The following is a 24,150-nucleotide window of genomic DNA, read 5'->3' on the forward strand; positions in this document are numbered from 1 at the left end:
TCAGTTGGTGGGTGCGTAAGAGGAGAGCAGCGGATACACGTTGGTCCCGGCGAACTTCACCTGCTGGACCTTTTTGGTGTTGTAGCCCTGGTTGGTAAGGGATTCGTACAGCGGGATCATCCAGCCGGACTCAACCAGGCGCGTATTGAGTTTGGTCAACGCGGCCTTCCTGGCATTGTCGTCCTTGGCCGCTGCCGCTTCTGCAGTGGCAGCGTTCAGCTGATCGTCCGTAGCCTTCTGCACGTTGGTGAAGCCGCTCAGGATCGCTCCGTACATCAATCCAACCGGGTTGTCCCAGCCCAGCGGGGCGTAGCCCAGGGGCGTCGTGGCAACAGCAGCGAATGCTTCGTCTGTGGAAGCCGCCAACTTGACGTTCATGGTGATTCCCACGGCGGCCAGATCTTTCTGGACGGCCTGGAGGTCAGTCTGCGTCTGGGGTCCGGCAAGGATGGTGAACTCGAAGCCGTCGGCGTATCCGGCCTCAGCCAGCAGGCTCTTTGCCTTGGCGGGGTCGTAGGCGTACTTGGAGTTCAGTTCTTCAGTAAAGCCTGCCGAATCCTTGGGCAAGGCGTTCCATGCCGGGATGTCTCCCTTGTGGAGGGCATCAACCAACGCTTGGCGGTTAATGGCGTACTGGAAGGCCTGGCGAACCTTCTCGCTGGCAAAGGCCGGTGATGTTTTGCCGATCTTGTCGAACGAGATCATGGTCTGCACGGTGCCGCCGATTTGGGAAACGCCAACGCCCTTGGACTTGGCGAAGTCCACCGTGGGCGAAGTGAGGGAAGCAACGTCTGCCTGACCGGAAACCAGGGCGTTCGCCCGGGCCTGCGGATCCATGATGACGCTGAACGTGATCTTGTTGTACGGGTACTTGGAAGCATCCGCGTTCTTCTCATTCTTGGTGAAGACGTACTTATTGCCCTTGACTGTGGCGGCGCTGTCCAGCGTGTAGGGGCCCGAGCCGTCCGGCGTTGTGGCCAGGCCGGCGGTGTCAGTGACAGCGTTCTTGCCCACGATCATGCCCAATGTGGAGGTGAGGTTCTTTTCAAAACCGGGTTGGGCCTTGGCAAAGGTGATGGCTACCTGGGTGGGCGTCACCACATCAACGGACGCAATTTCCTGAGCGCCGCCCTTGGCAACGGCTGAGTAGGCACTCAGGGCAGTGTCACTGCGGCGGTCCAGGTTGGCCTTAACCAACGCTGCATCCAGCGTGGAACCGTCGGTGAAGGTGACGCCTTCCTTGAGTGTAAGTGTCAGCACGGTGTTGTCCGCGTTGTAGCTGAATTCCTTGGCCAGGCCCGGGCCGGCGCTGCCATCGGGCTGCAGCGTCATCAGATTTTCGTACAGGCCTTCGAAGAACTGCCGCTGGGCATCCGATACCCGCAAGGGGTCGTAGCCGAATGACGCGCTGTCGCTATCGGTGGCAATGGTCAGCGTGCTCTTGTCCACGGCGGACGTGGCTGCGGTACCGCCGCCACAGGCTGTCAGGGACCCCAGAAAGAGCGCCCCGGCCAGGACGGCCGCGCTCCGACGTACAGGTGAGGAGATGAGATTCATGTGCTGCGCCTTCGCATTTGTGATGGAATCGTGAGTCGGGATGTGGGACCGGAGGCCTGGAGGTGGTCGGCTGTGACCTGCCCGGGCCGATCCGTCGGCGCCCTCTCGTCAGATGGCTTCCGGTAACCGGCTTCTTCAAGAGTCGTAGGCGGGCGGCACTTTGCCCCCTGTGGATTTCATTGGTTGAAACAGTATTGTGGTGGAGATCACTGCGGGATATTGAAAGGATTCATCAGGATGCCGATCCAGGATGGGGACACCACCGAAAAGCCGCTGCGCGGCAAGCGGCCCAAGCAGGGCGAACCCGTCATTGACCGCGCCTTGAGCCTGCTGGCGGTCTTCAGCGACCGTCGTCGTGCATTGACGCTGTCCGAAATGGCGCGGCTTGCCGGCATGCCGGCCCCCACTGCCCTGCGGCTCATTGCACGGCTTGTGGCATGGGGTGCCCTGGAGCGATTGGAAGACGGCCGGTACGTGGTGGGCGTCCGCTTGTGGGAAGTGGCGTCTTTGTCGCCCCGCGGCCACGGCGTTCGCGAGATCGCATTGCCTTACCTTGAAGATCTTTTTGCAGTGACCCGCCACCACGTCCTGCTGGCTGTTCGCGACAAGAACGAAGCAGTCCTGATCGAACGGCTCTCCTCAAAGGAGGCAACCGAAGTCGCCTATCGCGTTGGTGGCAGAGCGCCGTTGAGGTCTACGGCGGTGGGCCTGGTCCTGCTATCGGGAGCCGACACGGCGTTCCAGGAGTCAGTCATCAGCCAACCTCCCGATCTCGAAGTGGGAGTGGACTCCATGCCGGAAGGCCAGTTGAGACGCACGTTGTCCGACGTCCGGCGAACCGGGCTGGCAATGATCCGCCGCACGGCACCGTCGCGAACGGTGTCCGTGGCTTCACCTATTTTTGGCGCCGAGGGCCTGGTGGTTGCCGCACTGTCCATCGTGGTGCCCGACGGCGCGACGCCTCCCAACGTCCTGGCTCCTGCCGTGCAGGCCACCGCAAGGGCAGTGTCGCGAAACCTCGGTTTCAACCCCGGCCCAAGCGAAAGTGTGCGGATGCGCTAAAGTCCGTCCGCAGCAGCGGCGTGTTCCGGGGTCAGGAGTGCGCGGGCCAGCCGGCGTGAGTGGTCGCGGATTGCCTCAACAAGGTCCACCTCCCCGCCTGACAGCACCCATTGCAATTGCAGGCCATCGCTGACGGCAATGATCTCGCGCGCGCAGCCGCCCACGTTGGTGCCAGGCTCCAGGAAACCGCGCTCCACCCCGTCGCGGAGCCGTTGGGCAGTTTCGTCCACGGCCCGCTGATACCACGAGGCATACAACTGGTGGGCCGGCGTTGTGGCGTCCGCTGCCTCGGCAGAGATCAGCACGAACAGCTCAATCAGACCCGGCTCCCGAACGAGCTCGCGGGTTGATTCCACCATGTTCCGAAACACCTCAAGCGGATCATCCTCGCCATCATGCCGCCGGGAACCCCACCACAGGGCGGTTTGCTCAAGGCGACGTTCTGCCACAGCGAGCAGCAGGTGCTTCTTGGACCGGAAGTGATGGAGGAGGCCGCTCTCGCTGAGCCCCACATCTGCGGCGATCTGCGAAAGCGGCACCTTGTGGTAGCCGGACGCGGCGAAGAGCCGGGTGGCCACGTCCAGGATTTCGGCACGCTTGGCGCGCCCCACTTCGTAGCTGCCGGTTTTTCTTCGCGTTCGCACGTTCTCAGGGTAGTCATACCGGCGATCCGTAAAAACAGTGCATGCATGGTTTTTATGATCTAGCATTGGCGAAAGCGGCAACGCTGCCGGCTTTTCCCAGAGGAGCTCCCGTGATCGATCAACTATCCACCGCACCACGCGATGCCCTGCGTGAGGCCGCCTGGATCTCACCTGTAGAAACAGAGGCGGCCGCACCCGGCATGCGCCCTGCCTACTGGCTCCGAAGCAACTTCACCTGGACTACCCAGGACGGGAAAGCCACCATCCATGCAACTGCCCACGGCCTCTACGAGCTGTTCGTCAACGGCAGCCGTGTGGGTGATGAAGAACTGACTCCTGGTTTTACCTCATACCGCAAACGCCTCCAGGTGCAGTCATGGGACATCACAGACCTGCTGGTCAGCGGGGAGAACACCATATGGGCGCTGCTGTCGGATGGATGGTTCCGGGGGCGGCATGGATTCGAGCGTCGCGCCGATGGATTCGGCAGGGACACCGCCTTCCTCGCCGGCGTTTCCACTCCAGCCCGCATGCTGGCAGTGACAAACAACGCCTGGCGTTCGAGCGAAAGCCACATCACCCGCGCCGACCTCATGGACGGACAGACGGTGGACTTCCGGCTCTACCATGCCCGGAATGAGTCCACGACGCCGGATGGCTGGGTACCAGCGGTTACCCGCCAAGGCGGGCTCTACGACAATCGGGAACGCCTGGTTGGGCCGAATGCTCCGCCTGTGCGCCGCGTTGAGGATCTCAGCCCAGCCGGCGTCTCGGTTCCGATGCCGGGAGTAACCGTGGTGGACTTTGGTCAGAACATCAACGGCTGGGTCCGTCTAAGCGAACTCGGCCCTGAGGGCACACTCACCACCCTCCGCCATGGAGAAGTCTTGGATGAAGCGGGCTTGGTAAGCACTGAAAACCTCCGTGCCTTTGACTTCACCAGCAAGACTCCCCTGCCCGCCGGCCAGGTGGATGAAGTGATTTCGGCAGGTCGTCCCGGAGACGTTTTTGAGCCACGGCACACCACGCATGGCTTTAGGTACGTGCAGCTCGAAAGAAGAGGCAGCCCCGTCTTACCCGAAGACGTCACCGCCGTAGTGGTCCACACCGGCCTTCAACGCACCGGCACCTTCGAATGCAGCGATTCCCGCCTCAATGCCCTCCATGACGCCATCCTATGGAGCTTCCGCGGCAACGCTTGCGATGTCCCCACGGACTGCCCGCAACGGGAACGGTCCGGGTTTACCGGCGACTGGCAGGTCTTTGTGGATACGGCCGCCCTCATGTTCGATGTCTCGGGATTCAGCGAAAAGTGGCTGCAGGATCTCACAGCAGACCAGTGGCCGGACGGCCGCGTACCCACCGTGGTTCCCAACCCGGCCGGTGATGGACCCTCCGGCAACTTCTTCGAGGATCTGGCGACGGGCTCAGCCGGGTGGGGCGACGCCGCCGTTCTGGTTCCGTGGTCGCTTTGGCGTGCCTATGGCAACAAGGACGCCCTGGCTCGAGCACTGCCGTCCATGCGGCGTTGGGTTGATTACGCCGCCTCAGCGGCAGCCTCCGCACGCCACCCGGACCGGGAGGCCGTAAAGCCCACGCCCCAACCCCACGAGAAATTCCTGTGGGACACCGGCTTCCATTTCGGGGAATGGCTGGAACCGGACAGCCCACCGAATCCGGACCCCTCCCGTGATCACGGGATCGTGGCAACGGCCTTCCTGTTCCGCTCCGCTACCCTCCTGGCGAGGACCGCGAACGTTCTGGGCGAGCAGGAAACTGCAACTGCGTACCAATCGTTGGCCGCCAGCGTCCGTGCTGCCTGGCAGGCAGAATACCTGGACACCGCCGGGCGGCTAAGTGAAGAATCACAGGGCCACTACGTCCGGGCCCTGGCGTTCGGCCTGGTCCCCCCGGAGCTGGAGGACCTGACTGCCGCCCGGCTGGCGGAGCTCATCCGACTCAACCATGACCGCCTGGGTACAGGCTTCCTTTCCACCGGCCTCCTGCTGCCGACGCTGGCGGACCATGGCTACCTCGAACTGGCCTACGAGCTCCTGCTTGCCAGTGGCACACCTTCATGGCTTGGCATGCTCGAATCCGGTGCCAGCACCATGTGGGAATGGTGGGACGGCGTCACCAGCAGCGGCGCCCGGGGCTCCTTGAACCACTACAGCAAAGGCGCCGCGGGGTCCTTCCTCTATACCCATTTGGCCGGCATCCAAATCCCGGAAAACCCGGATGAGGCCGGGACCGCTTACCGGACAGTGACCATAGCACCACAGCCCGGAGGGGGCATCACCTCAGCGAGTGCCGCCGTCGTGACGCCCCACGGGCGGATCAGCAGCGACTGGACCAGTTCCCATGGGGTGTTTAGCCTCCACGTTCAGATTCCGCACGCCGTGCGGGCGTGTGTGCGACTGCCGGATGGGTCTGTGCACGCTGTTACAGGGGGCTCGCACCGCTTCAGTGCGCCGCTTCTTCAATCCCGCACCATTGGGCGATGAACAATGCGATGCTCTTGGTGATCCGCCGGATGGACTCCACGGAGACTCGTTCATCGAACCCATGAATGGACTCCGAAACGGGGCCGTACACCAGCGTGGGAGTGTCAGCGTAGAGAGTGAATACCCGTCCGTCGAGGTAGCCGGGGGTGGTGAAGCTGCCCAGCTCCGTGCCGAACACCTGCGCATGAGTGCGCTCCAGTACTGCTTCGGCCTCGCTGCCCGGCTCCAGAACGTACCCTTCGGCGAAGAAACCCGTCTTTACCGGAACGGCGTCAATGGGCTCCTCACCGTGGCCCAGATTGGCCAGGCATTCCTGAAGCTCGGACCAGGCGTGATCAGCACTGATACCCGGATAGATCGCTGCCCTGACGTCGAACTCGCACCAGGCCGGCACGCTGGAAGGCCAGTCGCCGCCCACTATTCCGCCGAAGTTGAAGTTGATGGGATGATCCAGATCCTCGAAGTATGGATGGTTGGCCCGTTCAGTGTTCCATTTACCTTCCACCTCCCGAAGGGCGGCGATGGCTGTGTAGGCGGCGTCAATGGCATTGAAGCCCGAGCCCATTTCCCTGGGGTGGGTAGGGTTGCCGGACACCCGGACCTTGAACCAGAGCACGCCCACGTTGGCCCGCACCAGCATGTCTTCCTCGGGTTCGGGGATGATCACGGCGTCCGCCCGGTAGCCGCGCATCAGGGCAGAAAGCGAACCGTTCCCCGTGCATTCCTCTTCCACCACCGACTGGAGGTGAATCCGGCCCGCAGGTTCGAAACCGGCGGCACGGACGGCGTCGAACGCGAACAGGTTCGCCGCCAGACCCGCCTTCATATCCCCTGCTCCGCGCCCGTACAGCCACCCGTCAATGACAGGCGCGTCCCACGGGGAGCGGGACCACATATCTGCAGGCCCTTCAGGGACGACGTCAACGTGGCCGTTCAGGATGAGTGACCGCCCGGTTTCGGCGCTCGGCTGGTAGGTGCCCACAACGTTGGTGACGTTCTCGTAGGAGACTGTCACAGCCCCGTGCCCCGAGTGAGTGGAAAGTTCCTCCGCGTCCAGTTCCCACTGGTCCATTTCCAGCCCGCGGCCAGCCATCGCAGCATGGAGAAGGTCCTGAGCACTGCCCTCCTTGGTGCGGAGGGAGGGATGCTTGACCAGTTCCCGGGTGAAAGCCAGTTGTGCGTCGAAGGCGGCGTCCACGGCGTCGAGGATTCGCTGTGACTGTTCGTCGGTGATCATTTTAGGATTCCTTGGTTCTGTTTAGCCCGCTCTAGTGATCCCGGACCAGTCGCTTGTCTTCCACCCGCAGGCGCTCACCGAGGAAGCCGCCCACCGCGGTCAGCAGCGAAATGATGGCAAGGATCAGGGCGGCGCCCCAGGACTGGTTGCCGGAGACTCCGAGCATGGCGGTGGCAAGCAAGGGCATGAACCCACTGGTGGCACCTGCGATGTTGTACCCCAGAGCCACACCCGAGTAGCGCAGTTTTGGCGGAAACAGTTCGGTCAGCAGGGCACCGTTGACGGCATAAGCGACAGCAATCAGCATGATCCCCACAGTGATGGCAAGGGTGATCAGCAGCGGAGACTTGGTATCGATCATGGCGAACAAGGGGAAAGCCATGATCGCGCTGGCGATGCCACCCCACATGGTGACCTTGCCAGGGCCGATCTTTTCGGCAAGGCGGCCCATGAAGAACGTCACCACGATCTGCGCCACAGCAGCGATCAGGGTGGCGTTGACCATGACGTTGCGGTCTATGTGAAGGGTGTTGGAGCCGTAGCTGACTACAAAAGTGGTGATCATGTAGAAGCCGCCCACGCCAAGCAATGCGGCCAGAACTGCTACCACCAAGCGGCCGCTGGCGTTACGGAAGACTTCGAACGCAGGAACCTTGGACGTCTCACCCATGGACAGGAGGTCCTTGAAGATGGGCGATTCCTCAACCTTGAGGCGGATCCAGAGGGCAACACCGAGCATAGGGAAGGCCAGCAGGAACGGAATACGCCAGCCCCATGCATCGAAGGCCTCGGAGGGGAAGAGCAGGACCAAGGAGAACGCCCCGGACGCAAGCAGGGTAGCAACCGGTGATCCTACCTGGACCAGTGCTGCGTAGCGGCCGCGCTTTTCGGCCGGGGCATGTTCCACGGCCATGGTCACCGCACCACCCCACTCACCGCCGACAGCCAAACCTTGGACCAGCCGCAGTACCGCCAGCAAGACAGGGGCGGCCAAACCAATGCTGCCAAAGTCAGGCAACAGGCCGATCAAGGCCGTAGCAACGCCGATCATCACAATGGTGATGAGCAGCGCCGGCCGGCGCCCGAACCTGTCGCCGATGTAACCAAAAATCATTGCCCCCAGCGGCCTCGCTGCGAAGCCGACACCAAACGTGGCAAAAGAAGCCAGCAGCGCCGCGGTGGGGTCCATATTGGTAAAGAAGAGACGATTAAAGACCAGTGCGGCGGCTGTGCCGAAGAGATAGTAGTCGTACCATTCCAGCGCAGTGCCGACGAAGGCGGCGCGGGCAATTTTTCCGGCGTCCTTGCCGGAGATCACCGGAGCGGTACCCTCTGAGGTTGGAACGGGATGTGAGGTGGTCACGATGTGAGCCTTTCGAACAGGTGGAGTGTAGTTCGCATCCTGCGGCCGGGATGTTCCGGCCGTTGGTTGGGGAGTTATCTTCGACACTAAGCCAGTGAGAACGCACTCATCAATGACAATATCCACCCGCCTTGCATGAGCTAATTGTGCAAAATCACAACTCCTCCACCGAATCCTCGTAGCCGCTCAACACCACCAGTGCCAGAGCAGCCTGGGCCGGGACCGTCAGATCCAAGCCGATCACTTGCTGCAGGCCATGCAGCCGGTTCACTGTGGTGTTCCGGTGGCAGTAAAGTTCCTCCGAGGTCTCCTTAATGGATCCGGTTCGTCCGTAGATCCGGGCCACTTGAAGAAGTCGCTGGCGTTCATGGGACGTGCAACCGTCCAAGGCCTCGGTGATGCGTGCAGAAAACCCCGGCAGCGCTTGCTCCAGCAAAGCGGAGGCGATTCCCATCCAGGTATTCTCCACCGTTGCCAACCCGACACCCGGGCTCCTGTTGTTCGCCAGCACAAGGGCGCCCCTGGCGGCCGAGGGGACCGAGGCGAGTCCCTTGACATCAGGCACGTAGCCGGCAGGAAATTCCGGGCCGGCCTCCCGCCAACTCCGGTTCTTCCGTTGCTGACGAAAGATGTATAGGGCTCCGGCATGCTCGTAGAGGAATGCCCGGGATTCTGATTCGAATTGACGCTGGGCATGGGCGATGTTGCCGGCCGTAACTCCCAAAACTTCAAAGGTGCCCGCAGCCTCCACACCCAAAGCCGCAGCCATTTCCTGAAGGTCACCAACGCTCTGAACCTCGCCTGCGGTACCGGGATCACCGTTGATCCCCGGATTGCTGTTGAAGAGGCGGGACAGAATCCGCTGCCGGTAAAGCTGCTTATTCCTGGTCAACCGGGCCTCCTCCTCGGCGTACGCCTGTTGGATGCTGCTGACATAGCCTTCCACCGTGTCCAGGACCCTGGTCATGTTGGCCACCAGGAGAGCGATTCCGGAGTCCCCCGCAACTCGCTCAAGACCCTTCCAGAGAACGCGGAAGTCATTTCTGATGGCTTCCAGGAAGGCATCAAGCGGGACTCCCTGGCTGGCCCGACGCCTCGCTATTTCACGGGGAAGGGCCTGCAAGTCAGGCGGTAGCTCCATTCCCGCCATCCGGAGCAGCAACAGATCCATGGTGTCCTCTGCTGTGCGGTAGATGTCCTCCGCAGGAACCAGGGCTTGGCCATAAGAGATCTCGGCAAACCGCTCAAGGAAGTCGCTGACCAACAACCCCCGTTCCTTCCATAGTCGTCCAATCAGGCCGGTCCATTCGGGCTCGGTTGAGGGCGGAGGGTTGAAGACCCGGGCCTTGGGCGAGACGGCGCCGGGACGTTCGGGAGAGTCTGGGTTCATACGTTGATTTTAGGCAAACGCCCAAACCATGTCATCAAGGCGGCGGCTTTTGTCCATTGAAGTAGCTATTTTTCCAGCGTTGAATGGAAGTCGGCTCCATTTTGCTCCGGACATCCCGGGCCCTATCAAAGAGGATTCATGCTGGTAGACCTCCTGATCCGCAACGCTCACATCCTGACGCAGGATCCCTCCCGCCCTGTTGCGGAGAGCCTGCTTATCCATGACGGGAAGATACTTGCTGTTGACCCCGACGCCGGCGCAGCCGCTCTTGCCGCCCGGACCATTGACGCCGCGGGCGCTACGATCGTCCCCGGCTTCAACGACGTTCATGCACACACCGTCTGGTTCGGGCTGGGCCTGATGGAAGCAGGCTTGGGGTCAGTGGGGAGCCTTGATGAGGTTTACGACGTCATCGGGAAGGCAGCGGCGTCGCTGGGACCCAAGGAGTGGGTGATCGCCTCCGGCTTCAGTCCACTGCTTCTCGACGGCGGGCAGCCGGATCGCGACCTTCTTGACGCAGCCGCCGGCGGACGTCCCGTATGGATCAAGCACTCCTCCGGTCACGCCTGCACGCTCAACGGAGTAGCACTGGCCCTGATCGAAGCCGCAGGCGCTGACATACACGCCGGGGTGGACGGCGGTGCAGTTGTGATGGGGCCCGATGGCCGTCCCACCGGGCTGCTCGAAGAAAACGCGATGCGGCTCGTCCAGGACCTCCTGCTTCCTTATCCCCTGGAAGCCATCGAACGCGCGCTTGATCTGGCAACCACCCATTACCTGAGCGAAGGCATCACCAGCGTCACTGACGCCGGAATCGCGGGCGGCTGGATCGGGCATTCGCCCCAGGAGTTCGCGGCCTACCAGAACGCAAAGGACAAGGGCCTGCTCAGCGTCAGGATGCAGCCAATGATTGTGCTGGACGCCCTGCGTCCGTTACAGGGACACGCTTCAGACGCAGTAACGAGTGGCCTGGATACCGGTATACGTACGGGCCTGGGAGATGACTGGCTCCGTCTTGGTCCCGTAAAGATCTTCAGCGACGGCTCACTCTTGGGCAGCACCGCCTATGTCACGGAAGAGTACATCGGTTGTACCCACAACCACGGCTACCTTCAGATGGATGCGGAGAAGCTGCGCGACGCGGCGCTTAGGGCTTACAGTTCCGGCTGGGCGGTTGCCATGCATGCCATTGGGGACCACGCAATCGACCATGCGATCGATATCCTCACTGAAGCCCAGGAAACGTTCGGGCTCAATGCCCTGCCCAACCGGATTGAGCATGGAGGCGTTGTCCGGCCCGATCAGCTGGACAGGATCGCCGAAGCCGGAATAATCCTGGTGCCCCAGCCCCACTTCATCACCGAGTTCGGCGATGGGATGGCACGTTTGCTGGGACCCAAACGCACACTGTGGTCATACCCGGGCAAGAGCCTGCTGAACAAGGGCGTGATTCTGCCTGGCAGCTCCGACCGGCCCGTTTCCAACGGCCGTCCGCTGGATGTCATGCAATCTTTCGTGGAGAGGCTTACCCCCTCCGGAGAAATCTACGGTCCCGCCGAAAGGATCACCGCGGCAGAAGCCTTGGCAGCGTACACCACGGGTTCGGCTGCAGCTACGGGTACTCAAGACATCAAAGGCCGGCTATCCCCCGGATATTTGGCTGACCTGGTATTCCTCAACCAAGACCCCACCACCGTGGAGTCCTCTGCAATCGGGGCTACCCGGGTCCTGGCAACCATGGTGGGCGGTGACATCCGATACGGCGCGGATAAGTTCCCACCCCGGCTTCGAACCGAAGAACTCGAACCAGCACTGCCACTTCAACCAGCACCGACAACTAAGGACTCAGCATGAGCAGCATCTTCCCCGACTTCCTGGACGACTTCGCGGCAATGTCCTCCTTCGGCGCCACCAGCGGTGGAGGCGTTGACCGGCAGGCCGGTACCCAGGCAGACCACGGCACCCGTGAATGGTTCGGACAATGGTTGGCCCGGAATGGATACACAGAATCAGTGGACGAGGCGGGCAACCAGTTCGGTACGATCGAGCTGGTTCCGGGTGCTCCTTACGTTTTGCTGGGGTCCCACCTTGATTCACAACCACTGGCAGGTAAATATGACGGCGCTTATGGGGTGCTTGCCGCCGCCTCGGCCGCCAAGGTGGTTGCAGCAGAAGCCCGGACCGGGAAGCTGAACCCTGTCTACAACCTTGCAGTGGTGAACTGGTTCAACGAGGAAGGTAGCCGCTTCACCCCCAGCATGATGGGAAGCTCGGTCTTCACGGGGAAGCTCCCGCTAAAGGACGCCTTGGCTACTACTGATCACAGCGGAACCACCGTGGCCGAGGCTCTGGCCGGTGGGCACATTTCCCCCGACGGTACCGCACCTGTCCTGAACAACGTGGCCCGCTACGCTGAAATCCACATTGAACAAGGCCGGAACCTCGAAGAGAGCGGCACGCAGGTGGGGTTGGTTGACCGCACGTGGGCGGCCAGCAAATTCCGGGTAACCGTGGACGGCGCCCAATCCCACACCGGAGCCACACGAATGGAGGACCGGAGGGACGCCCTCTACGGTGCTGCCCTGCTGATCGCCGCTGCCCGGGAACTTGCCGCCGAGTTTGAACCGGGCCTGTTGCACACTTCGGTGTCCGAGTTATACGTCCTTCCCAACTCACCGGTCACCATTGCCAGGCAGGTCACCATGAACCTTGACCTGCGGTCCCCCGATGAGGAAGTGCTGGCCCGCGCAGTAGATCTTTTGGGGAAATGGGCAGGCGAGGCTACCGACCGGTCCCGCACGGAGATCAGCCTTGAACTGACGCATCACTGGGGTTTGGTTGCCTACCAGCCCGAGGGCGTGGCCCTGGGTATTGCCAGCGCTGAACGCCTCGGCTTCACCCATACCAACATCATGACGGTAGCCGGCCATGATTCGACCAACATGAAGGACGTAGTCCCCACAGTCATGCTCTTCGTGCCCAGCGTGGAGGGAATCTCGCACAATGAGGCCGAGTACACCCGGGATGAGGACGCGCTGCGTGGGGTGGAGCTGCTTGCCGAGGTGACGCGTCGTCTTCTTCAGGGTGATCCGGGTTAAAGCGATCCGGGTTAGGCCGACTTGAAAGCTACGTTGCCGCTGGAACCAAACCAGGTGATGGTACCGCCCTGGTAGTTCTGCACCACGGCGCCTGCGGACACGTACTCATCGGAAATGGGGTAACCGAGTTTGCCCTTTTCGTATCCATGCTGAGCCCAGAGACCGCGGATTGCTCCCATGCTGACGTGGGCGCCACTGGCTGGCGAGTAGTAGATGGAACCGTTCTGGTAGACCTGCCCTACGCCGGCGTTCACCATTCCACGGATTTCGTCCGTGACCGGGTACCCCAAGACCCCGGTCTCGTAGCCGAGGGAGGCCCATTTGCTGCGGATCAAGCCAGTGCTGACATGGGCTCCGGTGCCAGGGGTGAAGTAAATGGAGCCGCCCTCGTATGCCTGTCCGATGCCACCTTGGGACATGCCGGAAATTTCGTCCGTGGTGGGATAGCCCAGGTAGCCTCGTTCGTATCCTGTGGCACCCCAGGCAGCACGGATGGCACCCATGCTGATGTGCGCTCCTGTGCTTCCACCCCAATAAATGGATCCGTACTGGTAAGCCTGTCCCAAAGCTCCACGCACCATGGGCACTTCATCCGACGCCGGGTATCCAAGGAAGCCGTTCTCGAAGCCCGTGGAACCCCACTTGCTGCGGATCACGCCGGTGCTGAAGAAGGTACCGGAAACCGGGGAATGATAGATGGAGCCGTATTGGAAGGCCTGGCCGGCGCCGCCGTTCCTGAGCCCATACATCTCATTGCTCACGGGATCCCCCGCGTAGGCAGGCCCGCCAATCGCGGCATATTTGTTGGTGATCGCCCCAAAGGGGGAGCTGCTGAAGGGAGTAAAGACGTCCTCCACCGCGCCCATAATGATGCGGTCCCCGGGCCGGTTGGTTTTCAGAAGCTGCGTCACCGTGCCCAGATGCGTAGAAATGCAGCCCGCACTCGGCACGTTGCCGGCATGGAAAAAGATCGCGAAGGAAGCCCCCTGGACAGTGGGCATGTCCGGATACCTGTTCCAGTTGATGACCGCGGCTTGCTCGTAGAAGCCTTGGTTCATGAAGGTCCACAGGTTCTCATCGGATTCACCCCCGACACCCTCGAAGTATTGGTTATAGGTGGGTCCGTGCTCTCCGCCCCAGCGGGAATCGGGGTTCACGGTGTAGTACTTCAACGCAGTTCCCGGATTGGATCTGCCCAAGGCCTCCGTGAAACTGAAGCTTCCGGTGGGAGACTTCCAAGTGTCTTCCCATGCCAGGTTCTGCGCAGAAAACCCCTTGGACCCGGCGAATCCGGTGGTTTGCCACTCCTGCACGTACCCGCTGCCGGACCGGACACAACCCGTGATCAGCACGGCCGACTGGGAACGGTCCGTTGCAGTGGCAAAGGTGACACGATTGGCCGCGTACGACGGGAATTTCACCTGCCCGAAGCTGAGCCGCTGGCACGGGTTGTGCACCTGGGAGCCCGCCTCGGCCGGTATTGCGAACACCAATGACACCGCCGCCAGGGCCACCGCAAGGAACCAGGCACACAAAATTCTTCTGATCATGAGTCTTCCCCCAACGAGACAATCCGCAAGGGCAAAACGTGCCCCCACAAAGAAGGTTATTGGTCTCCTGGCTGATTCACGCAAATGGCCACAACTAAAAGTGTCGTTTGATGATGCCCGATAGAGTCGTATCAATGGACAGTAATCTGACAGTTGACCCGCGTACAGCTCCCCAGCAACCCACAATGCCCGAAGCTGACGCCCAAGACGGCTTCGTCAAGGTCCGTGGAGCACGTGAGAACAACCTGCACAACGTGGATGTAGACGTTCCCCGCGATTCAATCGTCGCGTTCACCGGAGTCTCAGGCTCCGGAAAATCGTCCTTGGCGTTCGGCACCATCTTTGCCGAAGCCCAACGCCGCTACTTCGAGTCCGTGGCCCCCTACGCCCGCCGGCTTATCCAACAGGGCCACAATCCCAAAGTCGAAATGATCACCGGGCTGCCACCCGCCGTCGCACTTCAACAACGCCGCGGCACGGCCACCGCCCGTTCCAGCGTTGGCACGCTGACGACGCTGTCCAACTCGTTGCGGATGCTCTTCTCGCGAGCCGGAAGTTATCCGGAAGGGGTGAGCCAACTGGATTCCGATGCCTTCTCCCCCAACACCGCTGCCGGAGCTTGCCCCGAATGCCACGGACTGGGCATAGCCCACACTGTCACGGAGTCGTCCCTGGTTCCTGACCCATCGCTCAGCATCCAGGATGGTGCGATCGCGGCGTGGCCTGGCGCGTGGCAAGGAAAGAATTTGCGGGACATCCTCACGCACCTGGGTTATGACGTGGACACGCCATGGCGGAAGCTTCCAAGAAAGGACCGCGACTGGATTCTCTTCACCGACGAGCAGCCAGTCGTGGAGGTGACGCCCCAGCGTGACCGCGTCGCGAAGCCGTACAAGGGCCGGTTCTGGAGTGCAAAAAGCTACGTGCTCCATACTCTGGCGGACTCCAAGAGTTCCACTATGCGTGAGCGGGTGCTGCGCTTCATGGAAACGGGACAGTGCCCGCTGTGCGGTGGCAGCGGCCTCCGCCCGGAAGCGCTCGCCGTCACCTTCGCCGGGAAAACCATCGCAGAACTCAACGCGCTACCCATGAGCGAACTGGCGGCCATCATCCGCCCCACCACGGAGTTGACCGGCGCCGGCACTGCTTCCCGTGCGCAGACCTCCGGTGAAGGCAACGAGGTTGCCGTCGCCATCACCCGCGACCTCCTGAGCCGCGTCACAGTACTCCTGGACCTTGGCTTGGGTTACCTCGCCTTGGGTAGGCCCACGCCCACCCTCTCCCCGGGGGAAATGCAGCGCCTCCGGATAGCCACACAACTGCGCTCGGGGCTTTTCGGCGTCATCTATGTACTTGATGAACCGTCCGCCGGACTTCACCCGGCCGATGCCGAGCCGCTGCTCGCGGTGCTCAACCAGCTGAAGAGCTCAGGAAACTCTGTGTTCGTGGTGGAGCACAACATGGATCTTGTCCGGGCGGCCGACTGGTTGGTCGACGTTGGTCCGGACGCGGGTGAGGGCGGAGGGCACATCCTCTACAGCGGCCCGGTGGCCGGGCTGGCAGCTGTACAGGAATCCGTGACGCGGCCCTTCCTGTTCCCGGAATTTGCGCCGTCTCCGCATGAACCTCTTCGATCGGATAATGCGAGTCAACAGGCAAAGCCAAGGCCACCGAAAGAATGGCTCACACTTCACAACATCAACAGGCACAACCTTCGCGACGTCCACGCTGAGTTCCCGTTGGGCGTATTGACAGCAGTGACAGGCGTGTCCGGCTCGGGTAAGTCCACCTTGGTCAGCCACGTTCTCGCCGAAGTGGTGGGCGCTGCGCTTCATCCGGAAACTCCTGAATCAGGAAACCAAGCTGCAGCCACTCCACAAACACCCGACGCCGTGGGGCTGGTGTCCGGCCTCCACCAGCTGGATCGCCTCGTCAAGGTGGACCAAAAACCCATCGGTCGGACGCCTCGCTCCAACCTGGCTACCTACACCGGACTCTTCGACGGAGTCCGGAAGGAGTTCGCCGCCACCGATGAAGCACGTTCCCGCGGCTATGGCGCAGGACGGTTCTCCTTCAACGTAGCCGGAGGCCGGTGCGAAACGTGCCAGGGTGAAGGCTTTGTCTCCGTGGAGTTGCTGTTCCTCCCTGGCAGTTACGGCCCCTGCCCCGAATGCCACGGTTCACGCTTCAATCCCGAAACGTTGGAAGTCACCTACCGTGGATGCACCATAGCCGAGGTCCTGGGCATGACCGTGAACGCAGCATCTGAGTTCCTGGCTGAACTTCCCGGCGTCGCCCGCAGCCTCCAAACACTTCGAGAGGTGGGCTTGGGCTATCTTCGCCTGGGCCAGCCCGCCACGGAACTTTCCGGCGGCGAAGCACAGCGCATCAAACTCGCCACCGAGCTGCAGCGCATCCAGCGCGGCCACACCCTGTACCTGCTGGATGAACCCACCACCGGATTGCACCCGGCAGACGTCCAACTCCTGATGGCCCAGTTGCACAAGCTTGTGGATGCCGGGAACACGGTCATCGTGGTCGAACATGAGATGGATGTTGTGGCAGGTGCGGACTGGGTGATCGATCTGGGTCCCGGCGGTGGCGATGCCGGTGGGCAGATCATGGTGGCCGGCCCGCCAACCGTCGTCGCGGGTTCCTCAACGAGCCGGACCGCACCCTACCTGACCGCCGCGCGCGGACTCTGAACCTAACGCCGGGGAATATTGCGCAGATTGCTGCGCGCCATGCTGACGGCCTCCCCGGCACCGCGGTTCAGCACCACTTTGGACATGGCCGTAGCGAAGCCAATGACCTGCGAGCCCGAAATTTTCGGCGGAATGGACAGGGCATTGGGATCAGTGATGAGCTCCACCAACGACGGCCCCGGGTGCGCGAAGGCCGCCCGGTACGCTGACTCGATGTCCGCAGGATCCGTCACGCGCACGGCATGGAAACCCAAGGCCCGGGCCACTGCAGCGTAGTTGGCGTCCGGCACGTCCACGCCGAAATCCGGAAGCCCATCCACCAGCATTTCCAGTTTCACCATGCCCAGCGTGGAGTTGTTGAAGACCACCACGTTCACCGGCAGCTGGTGCGCGGCCACCGTGATGAGCTCACCCAGCAGCATGGACAGTCCACCGTCGCCCGAGACGGAAATGACCTGGCGTCCGGGATAAGCCACCTGCGCGCCAATGGCGTGTGGAAGGGCGTTGGCCATGGATCCGTGGAGGAACGAGCCGATCAGCCTGCGGGTGCCCAGCGGGTTGATGTAACGCGCGGTCCAGACATTGCACATGCCGGTATCGGCTGTGAAGACAGCGTCCTCCGCCGCCACTTGGTCCAGAAGTGAAGCGGCGTACTCCGGGTGGATGGGCTGCTTCTTCTCCACTTTGCGCGTGTAGGCACCCACGGCCTTGTTCATCAGGCGATCATGCTTCTTCAGCATCTGGTCAAGGAAACGCCGGTTCTTCTTCGGCGTGACCAACGGCAGCAGGGCCGTCAGGGTGGGCAGGACATCGCCATGAACTGCAACGTCGACGTCGGTTCGCCGTCCCAGCCGCTGTGCGGCCCTGTCCACCTGGGCCGTACGGGTGTCCGGCAGGAATTGGTCGTAGGGAAAGTCGGTGCCGAGCAGGATGAGCAAGTCTGCGTCTTCAATGCCCTCCGCTGCCGCTCCATAGCCGAGCAGCCCGGTCATGCCAATATCGAAAGGGTTGTTGTACTGGACGAAGTCCTTGCCACGTAGGGAATGACCAATGGGCGCGTTGACCAATTCGGCCAAGGCGATCAGTTCATCGTGGGCGCCTTCGACGCCCGCTCCGGCGAAAATGGCAACCTTACCGGCGTCGTTGATGGCGTCCGCCAGATCGCGGACGCTTTCCGGATCCGGAACCAAAACGGCTGGCCGGAACGTGGCAGGAAGTGGAGTTGGCGCCGTAGCCTCAATGCCGGCGATGTCGCCCGGCAGGGTGACAACAGCGACTCCCCCAAGCCCTAGGGCGTTCTGAATAGCGCTGTGCATGACCCGTGGCGCTTGTTCGGCGGTACTGATCATTTCCGAATACACGGAGCATTCATTGAACAAACGGTCCGGATGGGTTTCCTGGAAGAATCCGCTGCCGATCTGCTTGCTGGGGATGTGCGAAGCGATAGCCAGTACAGGCGCCCCCGTGCGATTTGCGTCGTACAGCCCGTTGATCAGGTGCAGATTGCCGGGGCCGCATGACCCCGCGCACACAGCCAACTTGCCCGTCAATTGGGCCTCCGCAGCAGCTGCAAAGGCTGCTGCTTCCTCATGGCGAACATGGATCCAGTCGATGCCGCCCTTCTTTGAGCCTCCTGTTTGCCGTACAGCATCCACGATTGGATTCAGGCTGTCGCCAACAATTCCGTAGATCCGCTGCACCCCGGCAGCCTGGAGTTGTTCGATGAGTTGGGTGGCAAGTTCCTTGGCCATAGTGTGCAGGCTCCCTCAGTGGTGGTGGTGGGCTGACAGGGCCAATATAGTCGGCCCCACCCGGTCTCACCTGGGAATGCCTGCGGCTTAAGCTGCCAGCCGAGTCTCGAAGAGGCGCTCCGCCAGGCTCACCACGTGGCCCGGCACATTTGCGTCGTTGCCGCTGCTGCCGTGACCGAGGAAAACGGCAGTTCCACCAACGGTGTCCTCAAGGGGAACGCCCGCCTCCCGGATCAGGACTTCAGCGCGCGGGTTCAGGGGCAAAGGGAGGTGCATTGCTTGGTCGTTCAGAAGAACATGCCAGCCATTTCCCGTTATTGCTTCAATATTTCCTGCCACAAGGGACTGATAATTTTCGACTGAATTCTCGGTGGGCTCTACACGAACAGGCGCATTGAGCTGTGCAGGAATAATTAGAGCATAAATTAGCTTCGGCATAGCTTGAAGTTCCTTTTCTCCATGTCAACACCTCTCCTTTCCAGCCTCACAGGGCAGGCAGCTGCTCTTTAGCGCTGGTTTTTCCTAGGCTTCGCAAAGAGGTTTTCACTGCCTTCAGCCTTCGCTCTTTTTTCTGCCCGCTTTTCCAGTATGGACTTGCCGGACTTCTTGGATTTGGAACTGGATGGCGACTTACCGGACATTTTTTCTCCTTCAATATTTGGGTATGACAACACCATATCAACTTATATTTTTAAAGCCAGCTACCGAATTTATGGACCCGAAGCGAACCCTGTCTACGCATTTTCCTGAACAATGCTCTGGCCCGGTGACCGGTTAATTGCTAGCGTTGCCGCATGAACCCATCGAAGCCCCCGGCTGAGATCCTCAACATCGCCGGCCACGAGGTCCGAATCTCCAACCCGGACAAGGTGGTGTTTCCTGAGCCGGGGGTGACCAAGCTGGACCTGGTGAACTACTACCTCGCCGTGGCCGAAGGGGCACTACGTGGGGCAGGGGGCCGCCCCATGGTGCTCAAGCGCTTCCCCAAGGGCATCGACGCCGAACCGTTCTTTCAAAAGCGCGTGCCCGAGAACCACCCTGGCTTTATTGACACGGCAACACTCCATTACTCCTCCGGTACCTCCGCAGAGGAAACGGTGATCCGGGATGCTGCCGGCCTTGCATGGGTGGTGAACCTGGGATGCCTGGACCTCAATCCACACCCTGTACGCGCCGAGGACCTTGACCACCCCGACGAACTACGGGTTGACCTGGACCCGATGCCCGGAGTCGACTGGTCCCGGATTGTTGACACCGCCTATGTAGCTCAGGAGGTACTGGACGACGTCGGCTTGGTGGGCTGGCCGAAGACGAGCGGCTCCCGAGGGCTCCACATCCTGGTCCGCATTGCACCGCAGTGGTCTTACCGCGACGTTCGCCTCGCCGCGGAAACACTTGCCCGCGAAGTGGAAAATCGCGCTCCCGGACTTGCAACGGCCAAATGGTGGAAAGAGGAACGCGGTGAGAGCGTGTTTGTGGACTTCAACCAGAACGCCAAGGACCGCACCGTAGCTTCCGCCTACTCGGTTCGTTCCCGCCCCGACGCCCGCGTCTCAACCCCGCTCACATGGGAAGAAGTCCGATCCGCACGCCCAGGGCAGTTCACCGTCCGCACAGTGCCCGCACGTTTCCGGGATATGGGTGACCCCCACACAGGAATCGACCAGGCTGCCGGCTCGCTGGACCGACTGTTGGCCCTTGCAGCTGAGCTTGGTCCTGCTGAGAAAGCACCCAGGAGCGGAGACGGATCCGGTCGCCGGGTTTCAACCATGCCGCTCATCGAGCTGGCCCGGACCAAGACCAAACCCGAGGCCCAGGCGGCACTGGATGAGTGGAAGGCCCGGCATCAGGATGTTGTTTCCCTGCTGCATCCCGCCGACGTCCTGGTGGACGGGATGCGGGGATCCAGCTCGCTCTGGTACCGGGTGCGGATTAACCTTCAACATATTCCCGAAGACCGGCGTCCGCCCCAAGAGGAACTCATTGCAGACTACGACCCATGGGCGGGTAAACAATGGCCGGGCCGGCCGGCGCCCTGAAACCGCGCATGATCTGCAGCGCAGCAGTTATGGCGGACAGCGGCGCGTGGCGGTAGCTTGGGAGTACTTTTCCTTGAAGCAGCCGAGGTACCGGAGGCACTGCCGATGCAAGGCTTGTCCACGTCGCTGGTCCTGATCGCCCTCATGGCGGTGGTTGCTCCTCTTGCCGGCAGGTTCCTTAATCGCTGGGTCAAAGTGCCGATCGTGGTCTTTGAGATTCTCCTTGGCATCCTCTTAGGTCCCAGCCTCCTGGGCTGGGTCCAATCCACCTCGTTCACCGATACACTGGCCGACTTCGGGCTGGCCATGCTGTTCTTCGTGGCGGGCAACGAAATTGACTTCACAGCCATCCGCGGACAACCCGTCTACCGCGCCTCCACAGGCTGGGTGATCTCCTTGGCGGCGGGCATCGGGGCAGGTTTTGTCCTGGTTCCCTCCCCGGAGGCTGCCGTGATCATCGGCGTTGCCTTGTGCTCAACGGCCTTGGGCGCGTTGCTCCCCATCCTCCGCGACGCCGGCGCCTCAACTTCGCCAATCGGTGTGGCAGTCACTGCCGTGGGCGCTGCCGGCGAATTTGGTCCGCTGATTGCCATCTCGCTGTTCTTCAGCAGCAAACAACCGGGAGTGGCATCAGGAGTCCTTCTGGGGTTCGTTCTCTTGACCGGAGTGGCAATCTACCTGGCTTCCCAAGCGCGGCACACTCTGTTCCACGCCCAAGTATCGGCGACTCTGCACACCAGCAGCCAGTTCGCCATGCGGTCCATCCTGTTGATTCTCAGTTCGCTGGTGGTGCTCAGCATGGTCTTGGGACTGGATATGCTGCTGGGTGCCTTTGCCGCTGGGGTTTTGTGGAAGGTGACCATAGCACGCGCTCCTGAATCGGACAGGAAGACTATTGAGACGAAGATCGATGCCGTAGCTTTCGGTTTCCTGGTACCCATCTTCTTCATCGACACCGGCATTGATTTCGATCTGGGCGCCCTGACCTCCAGCCCCTTCGCCCTGGCTATGGTCCCGCTGTTCCTTGTCCTACTGCTGATCATCCGTGGCCTGCCCTCATTGCTCGCAGCACCCCCCGGGTCCAGCCCAAGGGACAAAGGTGCGCTCATGCTGTTCGGTGCCACAGCGCTGCCCATCATCGTGGCCGTGACGACCATTGGCCGGGAACACGGACTGATCACCACTGGAATTTCGTCCGCCCTCATCGGTGCAGGGATGCTCTCGGTGCTCCTGTTTCCTTTGCTGGCGCTTCGCCGGTTGCGCCGCCCGGAAGCGCTGACCGCCGGGCTGCGCCCGCCAAAAGCCTGACGCTGCGCAACTGACGCTGCGCAGGGAACTTGTTTGCCCGGAAGCCTGCCGAAAGTGTTGCCCCCGGCGGAACCGGCCCATAGGCTCATAACGTGAGTGGCAGGGACGGCAAACCGACCAGCGGGACCGACCAGCGACCCGGGTGAAGGAAATAAAGGCATGGCAACAGGAACAGTCAAGTGGTTTAACGCTGAAAAGGGTTTCGGATTCATCGCCCCGGACGATGGAGGCCCGGACGTGTTTGCTCACTACTCAGCAATCACGTCCAGCGGATACCGTTCGCTGGAGGAGAACCAAAAGGTCCAATTCGACATCACGCAGGGCCCCAAAGGCCCGCAGGCTGAAAACATTCAGCCCGCCTGAGTTCAGAACATAAGGTTCAGAACTTAACGTTCACAATACAAAGTACGTAACGGGAGACCGGCCGGGCCTATTGGCCTGACCGGTCTCTTGGCGAATCTTACGCCCGGCCTTTGAGGATAAGGTGCCAGTACACCTGCGGGAACATGTCGCGATCCACCCACCAGGAGAGCCGGCTTTCCTTCCATGTGGGCACCTTGGGGATGGTGGGCATCGGTTGGTAATTGGCATCGAACTCGGCAAAGACCACGGTTCTCCGGGAAACAGTAAACGGACACACGGAATATCCGTTGTACTTCGCGCTGAGAGCTTCGCCTTTTCGTGCCGAGAGCAGATTCTTCGCCAGGACCTTTGTCTGCTTACGGAGCGCGCCGCCGGCCTTCGAGTTGGCAGTTCCCGCAGCGTCCCCCAGTGACCAGACGTTGGGGTACCTCGAATGCCGCAACGTCCGCGTGTCCACCTCCACAAAGCCGTGATGGTCTCCAGGCGCCGGCAAGTCCGTCGTTTTGAGCCAGTCCGGTGCTGACTGGGGCGGAACGGCGTTGAGGACGTCGTAGCGCAGTTCCTCCGAGCTGTTGTCCTTGTTGTTGCGGATAGTGGCCACGCGATCGGCAGCATCCACTGCCACGAGTTCGCTGTTTGTCCGCAGTTCGATGCCGTACTCGGCGATATTGCGGTCAAGCTCACGGTCAACCTCGGGGATGCCGAAAACTGTGGGATAAGGCTGGACCATCACAACCCGGATGCTCTCCAGGACGCCCTGCTCCCTCCAGTAGTCACAGGCCAGGTACATGGGTTTCTGGCTCGCTCCAGCGCATTTGACCGGCCCCGGGGGCATGGTGAAGATGACCGTGCCGGAGGTCATGGAGCTCAACAGTGTCCAAAGTTTCGGGGCAAGCTCAAACTCGTAGTGCGATGCACCATACGGCGAGTGCACGGACGCTGCCAGCCCCGGCACTGCATCCCAGTGATACTGCAGTCCCGGGCACACCACAAGGTGCTCGTAGGTCACTGTTGAACCGGAGGCCAGCGCCACCGAATTGGACTTGGCGTCCACATCCATTGCCCTGTCCTTGATCCACGCCACGCCCTTGGGCGTTACGGATTCCTGGCTCCGGACGGCTTCCTTCACCAGCGCCCTGCCACCGGCAATATGGGAGAACAGCGGCTGGTAGAGGTGGTGCTCCTTGGGTTCGATCAGGGCAATGTCCTTGATGCCGTACCGCTTCAAACGTGCGGCCAGGGACACGCCGGCATTGCCCCCGCCGATGATCACCACCTCGTGATGCCGTGCCACCCCTAGCTCTTTTCAGTCAATGCGGAGCCCTTGTGCGCTGCCCTGGCACCGGTTTTCCCGGATTCCACCACGTACTGGGGCTCGTCCTCACTGGCCACGTGTTTGTTTCCATCCAGTTCAAAGTCACTCGTCTTCTTTTCCACGATCTTTCCGTGCGTCTTGCCCTGCGGGGTGTTCCACTCCACGTGTGTTCCCTTGCTCAGTGCCATGTCCGCTCCTAGTGTGGTATCCCGGTCCATCTTCCGCTGCTCCACAATAGTAAGCATGGTGATCATTTATGGCCAC

At 61.5% G+C, this 24,150-nt stretch carries 18 protein-coding genes; 8 read left to right on the top strand and 10 right to left on the bottom strand.

The features are described 5' to 3' along the window. Nucleotides 1-1,557, bottom strand: a complete 1,557-nt coding sequence (locus BACI9J_RS10590) for an ABC transporter substrate-binding protein (RefSeq protein ID WP_159734333.1) — start codon at nt 1,555-1,557, stop codon at nt 1-3. Nucleotides 1,558-1,794: 237 nt separating this feature from the next. Between BACI9J_RS10590 and BACI9J_RS10595 the strand changes: the two genes are divergently transcribed. Next, a complete protein-coding gene (locus BACI9J_RS10595) occupies nt 1,795-2,619 on the top strand; it encodes an IclR family transcriptional regulator (protein WP_159734334.1) in 825 nt (274 codons plus the stop codon). Here BACI9J_RS10595 and BACI9J_RS10600 read toward each other — a convergent pair. Beyond that, nucleotides 2,616-3,263 carry a TetR/AcrR family transcriptional regulator gene (locus tag BACI9J_RS10600; protein ID WP_236558655.1) on the bottom strand — a complete coding sequence of 216 codons (648 nt, stop codon included), beginning with the start codon at nt 3,261-3,263 and terminating at the stop codon, nt 2,616-2,618. The genes BACI9J_RS10595 and BACI9J_RS10600 overlap by 4 nt on opposite strands. Nucleotides 3,264-3,373: 110 nt before the next feature. On the opposite strand from BACI9J_RS10600, the gene BACI9J_RS10605 reads away from it, so the two are divergent. After that, nucleotides 3,374-5,767 carry an alpha-L-rhamnosidase gene (locus BACI9J_RS10605; RefSeq protein ID WP_236558656.1) on the top strand — a complete coding sequence of 798 codons (2,394 nt, stop codon included), beginning with the start codon at nt 3,374-3,376 and terminating at the stop codon, nt 5,765-5,767. Here BACI9J_RS10605 and BACI9J_RS10610 read toward each other — a convergent pair. From BACI9J_RS10610 to BACI9J_RS10620, 3 genes are all read right to left on the bottom strand, one after another. After that, nucleotides 5,727-7,004, bottom strand: a complete 1,278-nt coding sequence (locus tag BACI9J_RS10610; protein ID WP_159734337.1) for an ArgE/DapE family deacylase — start codon at nt 7,002-7,004, stop codon at nt 5,727-5,729. The genes BACI9J_RS10605 and BACI9J_RS10610 overlap by 41 nt on opposite strands. 31 nt (nt 7,005-7,035) lie before the next feature. Further along, the gene (locus tag BACI9J_RS10615) at nt 7,036-8,367 is read right to left on the bottom strand and encodes an MFS transporter (protein ID WP_159734338.1); all 1,332 of its coding nucleotides are present in this window, start codon (nt 8,365-8,367) and stop codon (nt 7,036-7,038) included. A gap of 154 nt (nt 8,368-8,521) precedes the next feature. Then, nucleotides 8,522-9,757 (bottom strand): helix-turn-helix domain-containing protein, encoded by a 1,236-nt coding sequence (locus BACI9J_RS10620; RefSeq protein ID WP_159734339.1) that lies wholly within the window; start codon nt 9,755-9,757, stop codon nt 8,522-8,524. Nucleotides 9,758-9,895: 138 nt separating this feature from the next. Here BACI9J_RS10620 and BACI9J_RS10625 point away from each other — a divergent pair, with 138 nt between their 5' ends. Then, nucleotides 9,896-11,611 (top strand): amidohydrolase, encoded by a 1,716-nt coding sequence (locus tag BACI9J_RS10625; RefSeq protein ID WP_159734340.1) that lies wholly within the window; start codon nt 9,896-9,898, stop codon nt 11,609-11,611. Continuing rightward, nucleotides 11,608-12,855: a M20 family metallo-hydrolase gene (locus BACI9J_RS10630; RefSeq protein ID WP_159734341.1), complete on the top strand. Its 1,248-nt coding sequence runs from the start codon at nt 11,608-11,610 to the stop codon at nt 12,853-12,855. Before BACI9J_RS10625 ends, BACI9J_RS10630 begins: the two co-directional genes overlap by 4 nt. A gap of 11 nt (nt 12,856-12,866) precedes the next feature. On the opposite strand, the gene BACI9J_RS10635 is transcribed toward BACI9J_RS10630, so the two are convergent. Next, nucleotides 12,867-14,405 carry a hypothetical protein gene (locus tag BACI9J_RS10635; protein WP_236558657.1) on the bottom strand — a complete coding sequence of 513 codons (1,539 nt, stop codon included), beginning with the start codon at nt 14,403-14,405 and terminating at the stop codon, nt 12,867-12,869. Between the two features lie 134 nt (nt 14,406-14,539). Here BACI9J_RS10635 and uvrA point away from each other — a divergent pair, with 134 nt between their 5' ends. After that, nucleotides 14,540-17,110 (top strand): excinuclease ABC subunit UvrA, encoded by a 2,571-nt coding sequence (gene uvrA / locus BACI9J_RS10640; protein WP_201296558.1) that lies wholly within the window; start codon nt 14,540-14,542, stop codon nt 17,108-17,110. A 2-nt stretch (nt 17,111-17,112) separates the two neighbouring features. On the opposite strand, the gene BACI9J_RS10645 is transcribed toward uvrA, so the two are convergent. Then, nucleotides 17,113-18,861, bottom strand: coding sequence for a pyruvate dehydrogenase (locus tag BACI9J_RS10645; protein ID WP_159734343.1), 1,749 nt, complete (start codon nt 18,859-18,861; stop codon nt 17,113-17,115). 87 nt (nt 18,862-18,948) lie between these two features. After that, complete coding sequence (locus tag BACI9J_RS10650; RefSeq protein ID WP_159734344.1) at nt 18,949-19,299, bottom strand: DUF3846 domain-containing protein; 351 nt, start codon at nt 19,297-19,299, stop codon at nt 18,949-18,951. A gap of 356 nt (nt 19,300-19,655) precedes the next feature. On the opposite strand from BACI9J_RS10650, the gene ligD reads away from it, so the two are divergent. The 3 genes from ligD to BACI9J_RS10665 all read left to right on the top strand — a co-directional run bounded on the left by ligD (nt 19,656) and on the right by BACI9J_RS10665 (nt 22,571). Next, complete coding sequence (ligD, locus tag BACI9J_RS10655; RefSeq protein WP_159734345.1) at nt 19,656-20,900, top strand: non-homologous end-joining DNA ligase; 1,245 nt, start codon at nt 19,656-19,658, stop codon at nt 20,898-20,900. 57 nt (nt 20,901-20,957) lie between these two features. Then, on the top strand, nt 20,958-22,208 hold the full coding sequence (locus BACI9J_RS10660) for a cation:proton antiporter (RefSeq protein WP_236558658.1): 1,251 nt from the start codon (nt 20,958-20,960) through the stop codon (nt 22,206-22,208). 159 nt (nt 22,209-22,367) lie between these two features. Then, nucleotides 22,368-22,571 carry a cold-shock protein gene (locus BACI9J_RS10665; protein ID WP_014921815.1) on the top strand — a complete coding sequence of 68 codons (204 nt, stop codon included), beginning with the start codon at nt 22,368-22,370 and terminating at the stop codon, nt 22,569-22,571. 97 nt (nt 22,572-22,668) lie between these two features. Here the strand turns inward: BACI9J_RS10665 and BACI9J_RS10670 are convergent, their stop codons facing one another. Further along, nucleotides 22,669-23,865 (bottom strand): NAD(P)/FAD-dependent oxidoreductase, encoded by a 1,197-nt coding sequence (locus BACI9J_RS10670; protein WP_159734346.1) that lies wholly within the window; start codon nt 23,863-23,865, stop codon nt 22,669-22,671. A 2-nt stretch (nt 23,866-23,867) separates the two neighbouring features. Beyond that, nucleotides 23,868-24,074 carry a DUF2945 domain-containing protein gene (locus BACI9J_RS10675; protein WP_159734347.1) on the bottom strand — a complete coding sequence of 69 codons (207 nt, stop codon included), beginning with the start codon at nt 24,072-24,074 and terminating at the stop codon, nt 23,868-23,870. Nucleotides 24,075-24,150: the final 76 nt, after the last annotated feature.

It is taken from the genome of Arthrobacter sp. 9V (genome assembly GCF_902506065.1).
Classification (GTDB): domain Bacteria; phylum Actinomycetota; class Actinomycetes; order Actinomycetales; family Micrococcaceae; genus Arthrobacter.

Excerpts from the sequence above, each read along its gene's own strand:
- uvrA (WP_201296558.1), top strand. The coding sequence starts at position 14,540 with ATGGACAGTAATCTGACAGTTGACCCGCGTACAGCTCCCCAGCAACCC.
- BACI9J_RS10625 (WP_159734340.1), top strand. The coding sequence starts at position 9,896 with ATGCTGGTAGACCTCCTGATCCGCAACGCTCACATCCTGACGCAGGAT.
- BACI9J_RS10650 (WP_159734344.1), bottom strand. The coding sequence starts at position 19,299 with ATGCCGAAGCTAATTTATGCTCTAATTATTCCTGCACAGCTCAATGCG.
- BACI9J_RS10630 (WP_159734341.1), top strand. The coding sequence starts at position 11,608 with ATGAGCAGCATCTTCCCCGACTTCCTGGACGACTTCGCGGCAATGTCC.
- BACI9J_RS10595 (WP_159734334.1), top strand. The coding sequence starts at position 1,795 with ATGCCGATCCAGGATGGGGACACCACCGAAAAGCCGCTGCGCGGCAAG.
- BACI9J_RS10620 (WP_159734339.1), bottom strand. The coding sequence starts at position 9,757 with ATGAACCCAGACTCTCCCGAACGTCCCGGCGCCGTCTCGCCCAAGGCC.
- BACI9J_RS10610 (WP_159734337.1), bottom strand. The coding sequence starts at position 7,004 with ATGATCACCGACGAACAGTCACAGCGAATCCTCGACGCCGTGGACGCC.
- BACI9J_RS10665 (WP_014921815.1), top strand. The coding sequence starts at position 22,368 with ATGGCAACAGGAACAGTCAAGTGGTTTAACGCTGAAAAGGGTTTCGGA.
- ligD (WP_159734345.1), top strand. The coding sequence starts at position 19,656 with ATGAACCCATCGAAGCCCCCGGCTGAGATCCTCAACATCGCCGGCCAC.
- BACI9J_RS10635 (WP_236558657.1), bottom strand. The coding sequence starts at position 14,405 with ATGATCAGAAGAATTTTGTGTGCCTGGTTCCTTGCGGTGGCCCTGGCG.
- BACI9J_RS10590 (WP_159734333.1), bottom strand. The coding sequence starts at position 1,557 with ATGAATCTCATCTCCTCACCTGTACGTCGGAGCGCGGCCGTCCTGGCC.
- BACI9J_RS10675 (WP_159734347.1), bottom strand. The coding sequence starts at position 24,074 with ATGGCACTGAGCAAGGGAACACACGTGGAGTGGAACACCCCGCAGGGC.
- BACI9J_RS10645 (WP_159734343.1), bottom strand. The coding sequence starts at position 18,861 with ATGGCCAAGGAACTTGCCACCCAACTCATCGAACAACTCCAGGCTGCC.